This is a genomic window from Wolbachia endosymbiont of Muscidifurax uniraptor, assembly GCF_054149795.1.
Window position 1 is genome coordinate 781,536 of record NZ_CP083727.1, and the last position, 15,218, is coordinate 796,753.

Genomic DNA, 15,218 nt, shown 5'->3' on the forward strand with positions numbered 1-15,218 from the left:
ATGAAAGGGATGGATGCTAAAACAGGAAAAGCGTTAGAAGGAATAGAGCACTTAAAGCAATCGATAATTGATATACTGACCACTCCTATTAACAGTAGAATAATGAGGAGAGATTATGGGTCAAGACTATTTGAATTAGTAGATAAGCCAATAAATAGAGATTTAACACTTGAGATATATGCAGCAACTGCAGAAGCTTTGAAAAAATGGGAAAAGAGATTTAAGTTAGAAAAAGTAAAAGTTGAAGGAGTAAAAGAAGGGAGAGTAACATTGAATTTAGAAGGTGTCTATCTTTCAGAAGGTAAGTTCATAAATATTAATGGAGTAGTTGTTTAAAAATGCAGCAGCCAAATATTATCGAACCACTGAACTTTGAAGAGATTTTTGCTCGGATGAAGGAAGAGTTAGTCTGTAGAGATGAAACCTTTTCAGCATTAGTAGAATCCGATCCAGCAATGAAGGTTCTGGAAGTAGCAGCGTGGAGAGAACTTTTGCTCAGACAAAGGATAAACGAAGCTGTAAAGGGTAATTTACTTAAATTTGCAACGGGAGAAGATCTTGATAATTTAGCTGAGTTTTATGGAGTGGAGAGGCAGAAAGAAGAAGAGGATGAACGATTTAGAAAAAGAATTAAAGCAAAGATAGTAGGCTCAAGCACGTGTGGAAGCAAAGAACACTATCGATATCATGCACTGTCAGCAGATAGTAGAGTAAAAGATGCACTAGTGGAATCAACTATACCAGGGAAAGTACAAATTTCAATCTTATCAACAACAACTGGCATAGCGTTAGAAGAGCTACTTAAAATTGTAAAAAAGCAGGTTACTAGAGATGATATAAGGGTTTTAACAGATACGATAACAGTAATTGGTTGCAATATTACGGAAATAGATATTCACAGCAGAATGAGTATAAGTTCTGTAATATCAAAGGAGGAAATTAAGGAACAGTGCATTAAGAAGTTTGAAGCAAGTAGAAGGTTGGGATGGAGTGTTACAAGATCATGGATAATAGCGAATCTATTTGTAGAGGGTGTAGAGAATGTAGAATTAATAGAACCAAAAGAGGATGTTGTGGTGCTAGGTAACGAGTGTGCAAATTTGCGAAATTTAAAGATTGAGTAATGCTATTACCCCCAAACGCAACAAAGCAAGAGCAAGCATTGGTTTATGCAACAGATTATAAGGTTGATCCAAGCTGTATAAGAGGGTTTAAATTTAGATTAGAAGAGGAAACATTGCCGTGTTTGATTGAGGAATATGAATTGGGGGAAATACTACGTTGGATAAAGGATAAAAGAAAAGCTGTAATAGAAGGAGTAAAATTTCAAAGACTACGTGGAACACCTGCATCACTTAAAATAGCACTAAAATGGGCAAATATAGAAGATATTACAATTATTGAGGAGCCACCTGGTAAACATTTTTTCGAGTTGCAAATAGGAATAAGAGATGTTCCAAATGACTTTTTTGTAGATGCAGTAGTAGAGCTGACAAAACTATCATTACCTGCAAGATCCAGATTGATGAGAATTTTTAACGATTATTATAATGCGCAGAGATTTATATTGGATGAGAGTTTATTTGGAGATCTTCTTTCTGACTATTCAGGGGTAAAAATAGAAAAAGATGGACCAGTGTTATCATTTGGAAGAGTAAATTTTTTCAGTTCTAGTGGTCCAGTTATTAGGATTATAGAAAACTATCTACGCGATCATTATGAACGAGCTTTAAGCAATGATATATATCGCCTAGATGTAGCAATCCTTGGAGAAACTGAGCCTCACACAAGGGATTATAAAGGCATCTATGAAAGAGATCATTTGTGGTACAACTTAAAAGCACTATATCCATTACCACAGAGTTTATTACCATCGATTAAATTTGCAAAAGCACAGATAGTATTATCGGACAGTTGGAATTTAGGAGAAATAAACACATGTTTTCCAGTTGGTAGTATAGAGGAAAGAGGGAATAAATTTGTATTGGGAAGCGATAAACTTTCAGGGCAACATTGGAGTTTAAAACACAAGCCAATTTTAGAAAGGTTTAGCGTTACTCACTACTACAAAGTAGAAAATTATACAGATCAGAAGGTCAGAAAATATGTTTTAGCAGAACACAACGTTTACTATAAAAATGATTTGGATTCAGAGCAAAAAGACTCAATACACGAATTAGAAAAGCACATTTTAGTATTTTATCCAGGAGTACTGAAATGGCACGAACATCGACATTTGCACAGAAGTTGGAAAAATACTCAACCACTATCGGCTGAGAGCCGAAAGGTTGGATATAGCGCTGGAAGCGCGATGAGAAGCTAAAGCTACTCCAATCTTATACTAGATATAGAATGAGGCTGATGTGCATCTGTATGTTTATTGATGTACTCATTAATGACTTCATCTGTGATATGTCCGCTGGTAGCACTAAAGTATCCTCTTCCCCAAAAACGCTTTCCCCAGTACATTTTATTTAGCTCTGGAAATTCTTGTTGAACTTTGCGTGAAGACCTGCCTTTGGCTCTTTGAACAAAATCACTCACAGCTATATGAGGAGGTATTACTACGAATAAATGTAAATGATCTGATGATATTACTCCGTTTTCTATCTTAATCCCCATTTCTTCAGATACTTCTGCTATGATTGTTCGTATTCTCTCCTTCATAGCCTTAGTTAATACTCTGTACCGATATTTTGTAATCCAGACTATATGGTACCTATGATAAAATACAGTGTGTTTTCCTTTGTCATATTCCGTCATAACTATACTTTATAAAGTACAGTTATGACATTGACAAACTAAAGTTTCTCCACCTAGAAGGTGGAGGCTTGTACCATCTTACGGAAAGTCAAAAAGAATTGATACTACAGTTTGGACCAATATCCCTCCAGAAAGAAAGTGGGTTATTAAGGATTGGCTCCCTGTAGGAAGTGTTACAGCTCTTTATGGTGATGGTGGTGTTGGAAAATCTCTCCTTGCTCAACAATTAATGACAGCCGCTGCTTTTGGTAAACCTTGGCTTGGAATAGATCTGGAAAAAATAAAGACATATGGTGTGTTCTGTGAAGATGATGAAGAAGAACTTTGGCGTCGGCAATGCGCAATAAATGAATTTTATCAATCAGGTATGGAATCTTCTGATTTTCAGGATAATGTTGGCTTATGGTCACGAGCAGGGCACAATAATCAACTTATGGTTTTTAATAACAAAGATACTGGTCAATTAACTACGTACTTTCAAGAGTTACTTGAGGATATTGAATCGTTTCAGCCGAAGCTTGTGATATTAGATACAGCAGCAGACCTATTTGGAGGAAATGAAAACGACCGTTCTCATGTGAGACAATTTATTCAAGGTTGTTGTGGTCGAATAGCTCAAGCAATAAAAGGAGCTGTTTTATTACTTGCCCACCCTTCTGATGCGGGAATAATACGTAAAACTGGCACAGGCGGTTCAACAGCATGGAATAATACAGTAAGGTCTCGTTGGTATTTGACTAGACCAGATAAAGCTAATGCTTCTCCTGATGAGAGAATTTTATCGCGCAAAAAATCTAACTATTCGCAGTGCAATAACGGGCAAATGACACTTTACTGGAAAAATGGGGCATTTGTACATGACAATTCAGTTTTAAATTCAGAACCAATAATCAGAGATCAATATAGTAAAAAGTTGGATTTAGAACGGATGAGAAAACATGAGGTTATCTTGAGTTTAATTCGCAGTAGCGCATATCAAGGTAATATTTATACTGCTGGACAATTTGCAAAGCGTTTTGAAGGAGAAGAGGGTCTTGGCAGTGAGCGCAATATTAGAGAAAGAATAAATAATCTTGCAACTCTTGGACAGATTAAATTCTTTCGTAATGCTGCAGGATATGGGACCAATTCTAAATATGGATTTCTTTGTGTGCAGGATATGGAATTTAAAGTTTCAGTAGGAGATAAAGTAGAGCACAAGTTAATAAAGCCAACACATTACTATCTACAAGCAAATGGTGCGGTCTTGCCTATTAAAGATTTAGATATTTTGTGGTAATTTTTCAAAAAGTTTCTGAAAATAGCAATTACTTTTATTCAAATTTTCAGGATGTTGAGAGCATTTAAGAGGGGCAAGTGAGTTTTCTAAAAAACCTTCATACAAAATTTTCTTTACAATGAATAAAAATGACGATAAAATCATGTGCAAGTTTATTTTATACTAATAGAATCAGTATAAGTACATTTTATTCAAATTTTAAAGGGCATTACAGACGCTAAAGAGATACAATCGATTGGGTTGGACACACTCGCTTTAGAACTTAATTACAGGCTTTTTGGTGAATTAAGCAGTAGTTACCTTATTTCAAACAGAGTGGTCTGAGAGGTTTCATCAATAAAAACCATACTTGAAAGTAGCACACACTCAATTATAACTATGGTGCGTCTCTTTCTAAAATTTTACTTAAGAACTGCTAAGAATTACTACAGATGCTAATTTAACGAATTTTGTCTGTTCGATGTTAGTTATCTTCCTCTAGAAAATCAAAGTGGACTTTACATCTTATTAATTATAAATTAACTTACTACCTAATTAATTCCTGAGTTATGTATGAGTAAAACTTTGATAATATTAGCAGCAGGAAAGAGCAGTAGAATGAATTCTGAATATTCAAAAGCGTTGCACCAAGTGGGAAATCTTACTCTTTTAGAACATATAATTTCTAATGCAAAATCGCTGAGTCTAAAAAGCTTATCAATTGTTGTTAACAACTCCCTTCTGAAAGATTTAGAAAACTTTGATAGCCTAAAAAGTATAATCGATCAATACAATATAAAACTAATAATTCAAGAAGATATTACAGGTACTGGCACTGCAGTTAAAATTGCTCTAGAAAATCTGGAGGAGTTATCTGATCAAGACATAGTTTTAATACAGTATGGAGACACTCCTTTTATATCTAGCGATACAGTTATGAAAATGACTGATTGTTTAAAGTATAATAATTTAGTTCTTCTTGGATTCAATAGTCAAGATGAACAATATGGAAGATTAGTAATTGATAATTACGGAAATGTTCAAAAAATCCTAAAAAATGGAGATAAAATGCTTCTTGCAAACTCTGGAATAATAGTTTCATATGCTAAAGATCTCTTTACCTTAGTAAAAGAAATAAAATTTAATAATTCGACCAATGAATATTGTCTTAATGATATAGTACCCATTGCAGCAAACAATAACTTGAGTGTAGGTTATGTAGTTTCTGATGAAAGAGAAGCAATGGGAGTAAATAATAAGGAGGATTTGATTAAAGCCGAACACTATTTTCAAGAAAGAAGGCAGCCAACTTTTCTTTCATAACTACATTTTTTTATTCATTAATTTAAGTTGACATTTGTTTTATACTGGTTTTATAATGCCTTTTAATTCTTACTTGTAAGATAATTGGTACGACAAATTTTCCTAGTTGTAGTGAGAGGGTATACATGGGGATATTAATAACAGGTGCTGCAGGTTTGATAGGTTCAACCTTGGTGAAAAAGTTAGAAAACCAGGGACATGAAGTAATAAGCTGCGATATTAGGTTTCGTAACAATCCACTCAGTTTTTTTTCAGAAGATATAGTACCACTACTTGCTCAGTGTACAGGAATTATTCATCTGGCTGCAATTTCTCGAGTTATACATGGTGAACTTTATCCTCAACTGTGTCAAAAAATTAATGTTGATGGTACAATGCAGTTTTTAGGGTTATGTAATTCACTTCCAAATAAACCGTGGTTTATATATGCAAGTAGTAGGGAAGTCTATGGAGAGCAGAAGGAACTGCCGGTTACAGAATCTGCTAGTATCAATCCAATAAATAATTATGCCAAAGGTAAAGCATTTATTGAGAAGCAAATAACAAGTTTAAAAGATTTTAATGTAGCAATATTACGCTTTTCAAATGTATACGGTGGTTTGCTAGATCATAACAGTAGAGTAATTCCCGCACTCTGTATTAATGCATTAAGAGGTGATCCAATTAAAATAGAAGGTAAAGAATGCGTTTTTGATTTTACCTACTTGGATGATGTTATAGAGGGTATATGCTTAACTGTTAAATATTTACAAAGTGAAAAATCTTCTCTTCCTGCTATTCATCTTACTACTAATAGCCCATGTACTTTAGAAAACTTAGCAAAAACAATATTAAAAGTCACGAAAAGTGATTCTAGAATTGATTTTTATCCTCCAAGAAATTTTGACGTAACTAAGTTCTATGGTGATTTTACTAGAGCTAAAGAGCTACTTGGTTGGTCTCCAAAGCATTCATTAGAAGTGGGATTAAGTAAATTTATAAAAAGTCTACAAAACAATACACAAGAATATCCTAACAATATAGATATGGTAATATATGAAAATATTAAAAGTTATTCATGGTTACCCTCCTTATTATAGTGCTGGTTCAGAGGTTTATAGCCAAACTCTTGCTCATGAACTAGCAAATAACAATGAGGTACAAGTATTTACTAGGTATGAAAATAGCTTTTTACCTGATTTTTATTACACTACAGTCCTAGATTGTAGTGATTCCCGAATCTTACTGCATTTAATTAATATACCCACAGCTAAATATCGTTACAAATTTATTAATGAAGAAGTAGATATAAAATTTAAAAGAGTAATAGATAACTTTCAGCCAGATCTTATACATTTTGGTCATCTTAATCATCTATCAATTACTTTACCAGAAATTGCTTTTAAAGAAAATATACCTACAATTTTTACGCTACATGACTTTTGGTTAATGTGTCCAAGAGGAAGGTTTATTCAACGCAATTCTGAAGATTTGTTACGGCTTTGTGATGGACAAAAGGATCAAAAATGTGCAACCCAATGTTACAAAGGATATTTTACAGGAGATGAAGAATTCCTGAATTTAGACATAAATTATTGGGAACAATGGGTTGCAACTAGAATGAAGCACACAAGGAAAATAATAGACTATATAGATTACTTTATTTCCCCATCGAAATTCTTGATGGACAAATTTACTCAGGATTTTAATGTTCCGATAAACAAAATTTCTTATCTTGATTATGGTTTTGATCTCAATCGTCTTAAGAATAGAAATAGAGCACAAGAAAAAGAGTTTATTTTCGGTTATATTGGTACTCATACTCCCGAAAAAGGTGTTGATCTATTATTGAAAGCTTTTTCTCACTTATCATCTCAAGCAAAACTTAGAATTTGGGGAGCAGCAAGAGAAGAAACTAAAGCTTTAAAAGCGATTGCCGATCAGTTTTCACCTGTTGTTAAAGAAAGAATAGAGTGGGTGGGAAGTTATGATAATAAGAATATAGTTACTGACGTATTTAATAAAGTTGACGCAATAGTCGTTCCTTCAATTTGGGGTGAAAATTCACCGTTAGTAATACATGAAGCACAGCAACTTAGAATACCAGTTATAACAGCCGATTATGGTGGCATGGCAGAATATGTAAGAGATGGACTATTATTTAAGCACAGAGATGCAAGTAGTTTGTCAGAAAAAATGCAAGTCCTATCTACAAATCAGGAGTTATACAATAAACTTACCCAAAAAGGCTATCCTTATACTGAAAATGGAAATATACCTTCTATAAGTGAGCATACTGAGAAACTTAACAAGATTTACCGTAATGCTATTGAAAAGAAAGGCAAATCAGTAGCTGTGAAACCCGGTCCTTGGAGAATTACTTTTGATACTAATCCAGATTACTGCAATTTTGCTTGTATAATGTGCGAATGTTTTTCACCATACAGCAAAGTTAAAGAAGAAAAGAAAGCTAAAGGAATAAAACCTAAGATATTGTCGATAGAAACTATCAGAAAAGTAATTAAGGAAGCAGCTGGCACACCTTTAAAGGAAATCATTCCTTCTACTATGGGTGAGCCTTTAATGTACAAAAGCTTTGATGAAATAATCAATTTGTGCCATGAGTTTGGTTTGAAGCTTAACCTAACAACTAATGGTTCTTTTCCTATTAAAGGAGCTAGAAAATGGGCTGAACTATTGGTACCAATTTTATCTGATGTTAAGATTTCCTGGAATGGGGCAACTAAAGAAACTCATGAAAGAATCATGAAAGGTTCAAAATGGGAAGTAGTGACAGAAAATTTAAAAACTTTCCTTGAAGTGAGAGATAAATACTTTAGCGATACAGGTGAAAGGTGTACCGTTACTTTACAATTAACATTTTTGGAAAGTAATTTACATGAACTCTATGACATAGTTAAGATGGCCATAAAGAACGGCATAGATAGAGTCAAAGGACATCATCTTTGGGCACATTTTGAGGAAATTAAGGATCTATCTATGAGAAGAGATGAGTTAGCAATTAGTAGATGGAATACAGAGGTGAGAAGGTTATATGAGCTTAGAGATAATATGCTATTACCAAATGGTAAAAAGATAAAATTAGAAAATTTCACAATCCTTTCTCAAGAAGGTATTAAGGATTTGGCTCCAGGTGGTCAATGCCCATTTTTAGGTAAAGAAGCATGGATAAACAATGAAGGAAAGTTTAGTCCTTGCTGTGCTCCAGATGAACTCCGTAAGACATTAGGAAATTTTGGTAATGTTAATGAGGTTAAACTCGAGGAAATATGGCAGAGTAGTGAGTACCTAAGCTTACAAAAGAATTATTTAAATTATAAATTATGCAAAACATGCAACATGAGAAAACCTTTGATCAATTAATCAAAGATAATCTTAGATCTATTAAAATTTCACCGTGTGAGAGGTTTCACGAGTTGCTAGGAAATCCTTTGTATGAAAATAGGTTTATAAAGGTTGGTAAATTTCATGAGCCCGGTCTTGCACCGGTTTATGATCAGATAGGCGCTTATCATATCAATGTGAGAGGAGAAGCAGTTTATCATCATAGATTTCTAAAAACTTTTGGATTCTACTTTAATAGAGCGGCCGTAGAAGATGATACAGGGTGTTACCATATTGATTCATCTGGATGTAGAGTATACAAACAGTCGTATCAATGGATTGGAAATTATCAGGAAGATGCTTGTGTAGTTAGAAGACATGATAAATGTTTTCATATTAATTTAAATGGCAACAGGATTTATCAAGAGGAATATGATTATGTTGGAGATTTTAAGGATGGTATCGCTGTAGTCTATAAGGATGGCAAAGCTACACATATTAATCATCATGGAAAGTTAGTACATAATAAATGGTATAAAAAACTTAATGTTTTTCATAAAGGATATTCTATTGCAGAAGATCAACATGGTTGGTTTCATATAGATATTAATGGTGATCCTGTTTACCAGCAGAGATTTAAAATGGTAGAAGCATTCTATAATGGGATGGCAAAAGTTGAAACTTTTGAAGGCGTGTTAGGACAAATCGATATTACCGGAAATGTAAAGTTTAGTATTTTTGATTTAGGTAAAGAATCTCAAGTGCATAAGATTTCTGCAGAACTTTCAGCCTTTTGGAAAACGTACCTAACAAACGTTGCTATTGAACTTGATTTGTTAAATATTTTACCTGCAACTATGCCGATTTTATCTAAAAAGTTAAACATTATCGTACCAAATCTAGAAAGGCTGTTAAGGGCGTTGTGGGAAATAGGGTTTATTGATTACGATAAGGACAAGGACTTATGGCAACTATCATCAAAAGGTAAGTGTTTTAAGGGAGTACCATTTTTGCCAAAAGCAGCAACGATGTGGGCAAGAGTTGCCGCTGAAAAGAATTGGTTAAATATTGCCGATATACTAAAACAGAAGTCAATCTCTTCATTTGAATCTTTTAAGGAAAGAGAAGCATCAGAAAATAAGAAAATAGCGTTTTACCAAGCATTGCTAGGATATTCTAGGTTTGATACTAAAGAGTTTAATTCTAGAATTAATATAGATGATGCTAAGAATATATTGCTATTTGGTGTACATTCTTTATTTCTTGCTTATTCTGGTATACACAATAAAGGTTCCATAGGCCTATATAACGAACATAAAGTGCCAAGACAGTTAGTAGAAAATTTAAAAGTCAAACTTATAACTCAGAAAGAACTATCAGCTACAAATTATGAATTAGGTGTCTTTTGCCGCTTTCTGCAGCATTATGATGATGATAAAGTATTATCTTATTTAAAATTGGTCAAAGGAATATCTCGTATTTTATTGATAGAAACCATTTTAGATTACCGCTCTCCAGCTGGAGGCTCTGTAGATATTAATGTAATGGTTGAAACAGGAGGTAAACTAAGAACATTAAGCGATTGGGAAAAAATACTCAAACAAGTAAAAGGATTCAAAATTTTTGCTGTTATACCTTTAACAGATTACTTATCAGTTATTGATGTCAGGTGTTAATCATATGGAAACATTACAAAAAAATGGTTTTTTTATTATCAAAAATCTGGTTCCTTTAGAGCTAATAACTCAGTCTTTAAGTGATATAACAAATAAAATATCAAAGCTATCCCAAGAACTAAGTGTTTCAACTTCTGACTACTTAAACTGTACCGGCAGATGGGGCACGTCATCTCAAGTAACTAGAATTATCTCTCAAGCATTAGATAAAATTATTAAAAATTACCTTGAAAAGTCACTTCAGTGTCAGATACTGCAGAAAAAATCAAATGTTATATGTAAAACTGCTGATTTAATAGATGCAGTTCCCTTCCATCAAGACATCTCCTATAGTTTCAATGATCCTTACCACTTTTCTGTTTGGTTAGCTTTGAATAATGTCAGTGAAACTTCAGGTGCACTGCAAATTATAGAAAACAGTCATAAATGGGAAATACAGCCTTTAGTTGATTTTTGGTACCCATATTTTTTTGATCAGTACTCAAACAACCGAGAAAATTACAAAATTAAGTCACTACCTATTTCAGCAGGAGATGCGATAGTTTTTGATTCACGGTTATGGCATGGTAGTGATAAAAATACAGATGCTAAAGATAGATTTGCTTATGTAACAAGGTGGATTATAAAAGATCAAGACCTTCCCTATGTGCCAAAACCTCAGCCTTCAGTTTTTGGTATACTCAATTGTGGTGAGTTAACAGAATCTATACTGAGAGAATGCTTGTCATTGTTTGGCTACCAGGAAAGTATAAAAGCAAAAAACATGGAAGAACTTATCAAGAGCTGGTTAGCCTTTATTATAGACACAACTACAAATATTTCTGAGATCGACACTACTGAGGCTAAGCGAGATTTATATAAGCTGCTTATTCTAAATCAAGCATCAGTACTACATGATGCTGGGGACATCTCAGGAAAAATATACAAAAATTTATGGTTTTCACTACTTGTATTTCTCAATAAAAAAGTCAACGTAGTGGAGCTAGCATTGTAAATGAACAGAAGTAGAGTTGATAGCTTCAAATGTGTATTGATGTTCATCCTGAATATAGTATCTAAATTCAAACTTAATGTACTTATAATGTCTTTAGTTGCCCTGGTGGTAGCTGTTGATTTGTCTTTTAGAAAGTATTTAGTAAAAAATATTCTAGATACAGCTGTAAAATATCAGGAAGGTAATGTAATTGAAAATCTTTTATTACCTGTAAGCGCTTATCTTGGTATGGCATTACTTATCACTACTGCTTTTAGATTCTATGGCTATTTTGTTGACATTCGAATGTTTACCTTAATGCGTCAAAAGATAGCTGATATGTCTTTTTGTAGGCTACTCCAGCAAGACCATTCCTATTATCAGAACAATTTATCTGGAAGCTTAGTACATAAGGTCAGTAACTTAATGGATAGTGTGATAGAGTTAATAAGATTGCTTATAGATTGTTTTTTCAGTTACAGCATAGCATTAGTCTTAGCTATTTATACCTTATCATTAGTAAACATAAAATTTGCAATCGCTACATTCACTTGGGTAAGCATTTTTATTTTAGTATCGATTTTCAGCTTTCGTGTACTTACTGAACTAGCTGATAATTACTCTAAACAAAATTCACAAGTAATAGCTAGTATAGCAGATAGTATTTTAAATGTTATATCAGTAAGGTTATTTTCTCAGCAAGCACATGAGAGACACAAATTTTTTCAAATATGCAAGAAAAGAACTATTGCAGAGAGAAAATTACAATGGGCATACTTTTGTCTTTGGTTTATATATGGCTATTCATTCGATATACTCCAAGCAGTAAACTTGTATTTTTTAATTCATGATTATCAATTGAACAAGGTCGCAATAGGAGATATTGCTCTTGTACTTGGAATTAATATATCGATTATAGAGTTTCTTAACCATCTAACTAGGAATCTTACCCAATTTTCTACTCATTTCGGCAAAGTTTCAGATGCATTGCCAATCTTGAATACCGTACCAGAAATTCAAGATAAGGAAAATGCTAAAGAATTAAATTTATTAAGTGGAAGAATAACGTTTAATAATGTTTCTTTTTCTTATGAAGGTCAGGAGTCATTATTTCAAGATTTCTCAGTTACCATTAATCCTTGCGAAAAGGTAGGCCTAGTTGGTTATTCTGGAGGTGGTAAATCTACTTTTATAAACTTAATCCTAAGGCTATTTGATGTTAAAAAAGGTAATATACAGATTGATAATCAAATAGTGTCAGAAGTTACACAGAGTTCTTTGAGGCAACAAATATCTGTAATACCTCAAGACCCATTGTTATTTCATGATACTATTTTAGCAAACATCATATATGGTAAACTTCAATCTACTATCGAAGAAATAATGAGAGCTGCAAAGCTGGCTGGTATTCACGATTTCATTATGGCGCTACCAGATCAATATGAAACTACAGTCGGAGAAAAAGGCATCAAGCTATCTGGAGGAGAAAGACAAAGAATAATAATAGCAAGGGCATTTCTAAAAAACGCTCCAATATTATTTCTCGATGAACCAACTAGTCAGTTAGATTCTATAACAGAAAAAACAATTCAAATGAGTTTATTTAAATTGATGAAAAATAAAACTACGATTACTATAGCACACCGTATTTCTACACTTTTACACATGGACCGAATTATAGTATTTAACAAAGGAAAAATTGTCCAAGATGGTAAACACACTGAGCTAGTTTCTAAGCAAGGTCTTTACAAGGAACTTTGGAATGCTCAAATTGGTTGTTTGAATGGCAAAAAAGAAGATGGAAAAAATTATTGATCTGAGAAGCGACACTACAACTCTGCAGAGCTCCAACGTTATATATGCAATAAGTAATGCAACTGTTGGAGATTTTGCTTATGGTGAAGACAAAAGCTGTAATGACTTATCAGAATATTGCAAACAATTATTCAAAGTAGAAGAAGCATTATTTGTAACCAGCGGTATGCTTGCAAATAGATTAGCCATTGCCAGCCAAACAAGTCCTGGTGATGAACTAATAACCCATTATAATTATCACGTTAATTTTTTCGATAGCGCAGGCAATGCAAAAGTAAATAATATCGTATTTAATTGTATTAGAAATAATAGCGGAATCTTAGATGTTGATGAAGTAGAATATGCTATTAATTCTAAGCCGAGGTATAAAATTTTTGCTCAGGTGAGTCTTGTTTCTATAGAAAATAGTATAAATGGGTTTAATGGTAAAATTTATCCTTTTGAAAAACAAGTTGAGTTATATAACTTTTTAAAAGCTCACAATGTAAATCTTCATTTAGACGGTGCAAGAATATTTAATGCTCATATCGAAACAAATATTGCTTTAGCAGATTATGCTAAATATGTGGATACAATGAGCTTTTCTTTTACTAAAGGACTTGGCGCTCCTTTTGGTTCAATGCTTATGGGTAAAAGAGAGATAATTGAAAGGGCTAAAAAGCTACAGGTTTGGCTAGGTAGTGGTTACCATCAGATAGGGTATTGTGCTAATGCAGCAAAATACGTACTACAGAATAATATCTCTAGGCTTAAAGAAGATAATAAGCTCGCTAAATTGTTTGCAGATAAGATTAAAGAAATTCCACACATAAAACTTATACTACCTTATCCAGAAACTAATATAGTAAGCTTTAGTATAAAAGCACTAAATGTAACTAATGAGGTTTTCTTGAGTAAGTGTCAAGCTTATGGTTTATTGCTTTTTCCTTGGCTCAAGTCTCATATAAGAGCAGTTACCCACCTTGGCACAAAGGAAACAGACATCATGAAAGCTGCTGAAATTATAAAGGAGGTTGTGTTAAATTTATTATGAGAATAAAAATAGATTTCTTTAGCGATTCAAACACTGACCCTTCAGCTAAAATGAGGGAAGCGATGGCTAAAGCAAAAGTTGGAAACGAAGCTGCATGTGAAGATCCAACTGTGAACGAATTAGTGGCAACCGCATGTAAAATATTAGGTAAACCTGCAGGAATCTTTTTGATTTCAGGAACGATGTCCAATGTAATTGCTTATAAAGTACACATTCAAAGACCTGGTGATTACTTGCTGCTTGATGAAACTTCACATCCGCTCATAGTACAATCTGGCTTGATTGCAGCCCAGGCACATGCTACTCCTTTGCCCATCAAAGGTACGAGAGGAATATTTACTGGAGAACAAATTGTTGAGTTTATTACTCGTCCTAGTTTAAGAAATATTCCGAGAGTTGGGCTTGTTTCTATCGAACAAACGACAAATTTTGGTGGTGGAGCTGTGTGGCCTTTAGAATATATTCAAGAGATCTCAAGTCTCTGCAAAGAGAATGACGTATTCACTCATTTAGATGGAGCAAGACTGTTCAACGCTTGTGCTCATACTAAAATATCTCCAAAGGAGTATGCAAGTTATTTTGATTCGGTATTCATTGATTTTAGTAAAGGATTAGGTGCTCCAATGGGCGCAATATTGCTTGGAAGTGAAGATTTTATTGAAAAAGCTTGGTACTATAAGTTTCAAATTGGCGGAGGTATGCACCAAGCTGGCATTATTTCAGCTGCATGTTTATATGCTCTACATAATAATGTAAATTCTTTAGAAGAAGATCATAAAAAAATGCAGCACCTTATAGAAGGCCTAGACTCCATAGATCAAGTTATAATTGATATCGACCTGTATAAAACTAATATAGCGTATTTTTCATTACTTACTAATTGTATATCTACTCAAGAATTAATAAACGTACTAATGAAAAATTATGGAATTAGAATGGCTAACATCAAAGGTAAAATCAGAGCTATAACACATAGAGATATAAGCTATGAAGATATTAATACTACTGTATCTGCTATAAGAAAGATACTAAGTAATTTTCTGCACTAATTGT

At 33.4% G+C, this 15,218-nt stretch carries 13 protein-coding genes; 12 read left to right on the top strand and 1 reads right to left on the bottom strand.

The window, feature by feature from the left end:
* From LA754_RS04020 to LA754_RS04030, 3 genes are read left to right on the top strand one after another with little or no spacing between them, the layout of a single operon-like run.
* Complete coding sequence (locus LA754_RS04020; RefSeq protein ID WP_077188262.1) at window positions 1–336, top strand: GPW/gp25 family protein; 336 nt, start codon at window positions 1–3, stop codon at window positions 334–336.
* Window positions 337–338: 2 nt separating this feature from the next.
* Complete coding sequence (locus LA754_RS04025) at window positions 339–1,124, top strand: baseplate assembly protein (protein WP_077188263.1); 786 nt, start codon at window positions 339–341, stop codon at window positions 1,122–1,124.
* Window positions 1,124–2,323: a phage tail protein gene (locus LA754_RS04030; RefSeq protein WP_457923592.1), complete on the top strand. Its 1,200-nt coding sequence runs from the start codon at window positions 1,124–1,126 to the stop codon at window positions 2,321–2,323. Before LA754_RS04025 ends, LA754_RS04030 begins: the two co-directional genes overlap by 1 nt.
* Window positions 2,324–2,325: 2 nt before the next feature.
* Here LA754_RS04030 and tnpA read toward each other — a convergent pair whose 3' ends face one another.
* The gene (gene tnpA, locus LA754_RS04035) at window positions 2,326–2,763 is read right to left on the bottom strand and encodes an IS200/IS605 family transposase (RefSeq protein WP_006279552.1); all 438 of its coding nucleotides are present in this window, start codon (window positions 2,761–2,763) and stop codon (window positions 2,326–2,328) included.
* A 121-nt stretch (window positions 2,764–2,884) separates the two neighbouring features.
* Between tnpA and LA754_RS04040 the strand changes: the two genes are divergently transcribed.
* The 9 genes from LA754_RS04040 (at window position 2,885) to LA754_RS04080 (ending at window position 15,214) form a co-directional block, all read left to right on the top strand.
* Window positions 2,885–4,042, top strand: coding sequence for an AAA family ATPase (locus LA754_RS04040; RefSeq protein ID WP_269086576.1), 1,158 nt, complete (start codon window positions 2,885–2,887; stop codon window positions 4,040–4,042).
* Window positions 4,043–4,594: 552 nt separating this feature from the next.
* Complete coding sequence (locus LA754_RS04045; protein WP_077188273.1) at window positions 4,595–5,344, top strand: NTP transferase domain-containing protein; 750 nt, start codon at window positions 4,595–4,597, stop codon at window positions 5,342–5,344.
* A 125-nt stretch (window positions 5,345–5,469) separates the two neighbouring features.
* Window positions 5,470–6,423 (top strand): NAD-dependent epimerase/dehydratase family protein, encoded by a 954-nt coding sequence (locus LA754_RS04050; protein WP_064085777.1) that lies wholly within the window; start codon window positions 5,470–5,472, stop codon window positions 6,421–6,423.
* Window positions 6,380–8,707, top strand: coding sequence for a glycosyltransferase (locus tag LA754_RS04055; protein WP_077188274.1), 2,328 nt, complete (start codon window positions 6,380–6,382; stop codon window positions 8,705–8,707). Before LA754_RS04050 ends, LA754_RS04055 begins: the two co-directional genes overlap by 44 nt.
* Window positions 8,668–10,344 carry a WG repeat-containing protein gene (locus tag LA754_RS04060; RefSeq protein WP_077190373.1) on the top strand — a complete coding sequence of 559 codons (1,677 nt, stop codon included), beginning with the start codon at window positions 8,668–8,670 and terminating at the stop codon, window positions 10,342–10,344. The genes LA754_RS04055 and LA754_RS04060 overlap by 40 nt, the downstream gene beginning before the upstream one ends.
* Before the next feature lie 4 nt (window positions 10,345–10,348).
* A complete protein-coding gene (locus LA754_RS04065) occupies window positions 10,349–11,338 on the top strand; it encodes a phytanoyl-CoA dioxygenase family protein (RefSeq protein ID WP_077188284.1) in 990 nt (329 codons plus the stop codon).
* Window positions 11,339–13,132 carry an ABC transporter ATP-binding protein gene (locus tag LA754_RS04070; protein ID WP_077188276.1) on the top strand — a complete coding sequence of 598 codons (1,794 nt, stop codon included), beginning with the start codon at window positions 11,339–11,341 and terminating at the stop codon, window positions 13,130–13,132. It begins immediately after the preceding gene.
* Window positions 13,116–14,165, top strand: coding sequence for a threonine aldolase family protein (locus tag LA754_RS04075; protein WP_077188285.1), 1,050 nt, complete (start codon window positions 13,116–13,118; stop codon window positions 14,163–14,165). The genes LA754_RS04070 and LA754_RS04075 overlap by 17 nt, the downstream gene beginning before the upstream one ends.
* Window positions 14,162–15,214 (top strand): threonine aldolase family protein, encoded by a 1,053-nt coding sequence (locus tag LA754_RS04080; protein WP_077188277.1) that lies wholly within the window; start codon window positions 14,162–14,164, stop codon window positions 15,212–15,214. The genes LA754_RS04075 and LA754_RS04080 overlap by 4 nt, the downstream gene beginning before the upstream one ends.
* The last annotated feature ends 4 nt before the right edge of the window (window positions 15,215–15,218 follow it).

Coding starts and splice junctions, on each gene's coding strand:
- LA754_RS04050 (WP_064085777.1), top strand. CDS start 5,470: ATGGGGATATTAATAACAGGTGCTGCAGGTTTGATAGGTTCAACCTTG.
- LA754_RS04075 (WP_077188285.1), top strand. CDS start 13,116: ATGGAAAAAATTATTGATCTGAGAAGCGACACTACAACTCTGCAGAGC.
- LA754_RS04025 (WP_077188263.1), top strand. CDS start 339: ATGCAGCAGCCAAATATTATCGAACCACTGAACTTTGAAGAGATTTTT.
- LA754_RS04080 (WP_077188277.1), top strand. CDS start 14,162: ATGAGAATAAAAATAGATTTCTTTAGCGATTCAAACACTGACCCTTCA.
- LA754_RS04030 (WP_457923592.1), top strand. CDS start 1,124: ATGCTATTACCCCCAAACGCAACAAAGCAAGAGCAAGCATTGGTTTAT.
- LA754_RS04060 (WP_077190373.1), top strand. CDS start 8,668: ATGCAAAACATGCAACATGAGAAAACCTTTGATCAATTAATCAAAGAT.
- LA754_RS04070 (WP_077188276.1), top strand. CDS start 11,339: ATGAACAGAAGTAGAGTTGATAGCTTCAAATGTGTATTGATGTTCATC.
- LA754_RS04020 (WP_077188262.1), top strand. CDS start 1: ATGAAAGGGATGGATGCTAAAACAGGAAAAGCGTTAGAAGGAATAGAG.
- LA754_RS04055 (WP_077188274.1), top strand. CDS start 6,380: ATGAAAATATTAAAAGTTATTCATGGTTACCCTCCTTATTATAGTGCT.
- tnpA (WP_006279552.1), bottom strand. CDS start 2,763: ATGACGGAATATGACAAAGGAAAACACACTGTATTTTATCATAGGTAC.
- LA754_RS04065 (WP_077188284.1), top strand. CDS start 10,349: ATGGAAACATTACAAAAAAATGGTTTTTTTATTATCAAAAATCTGGTT.
- LA754_RS04045 (WP_077188273.1), top strand. CDS start 4,595: ATGAGTAAAACTTTGATAATATTAGCAGCAGGAAAGAGCAGTAGAATG.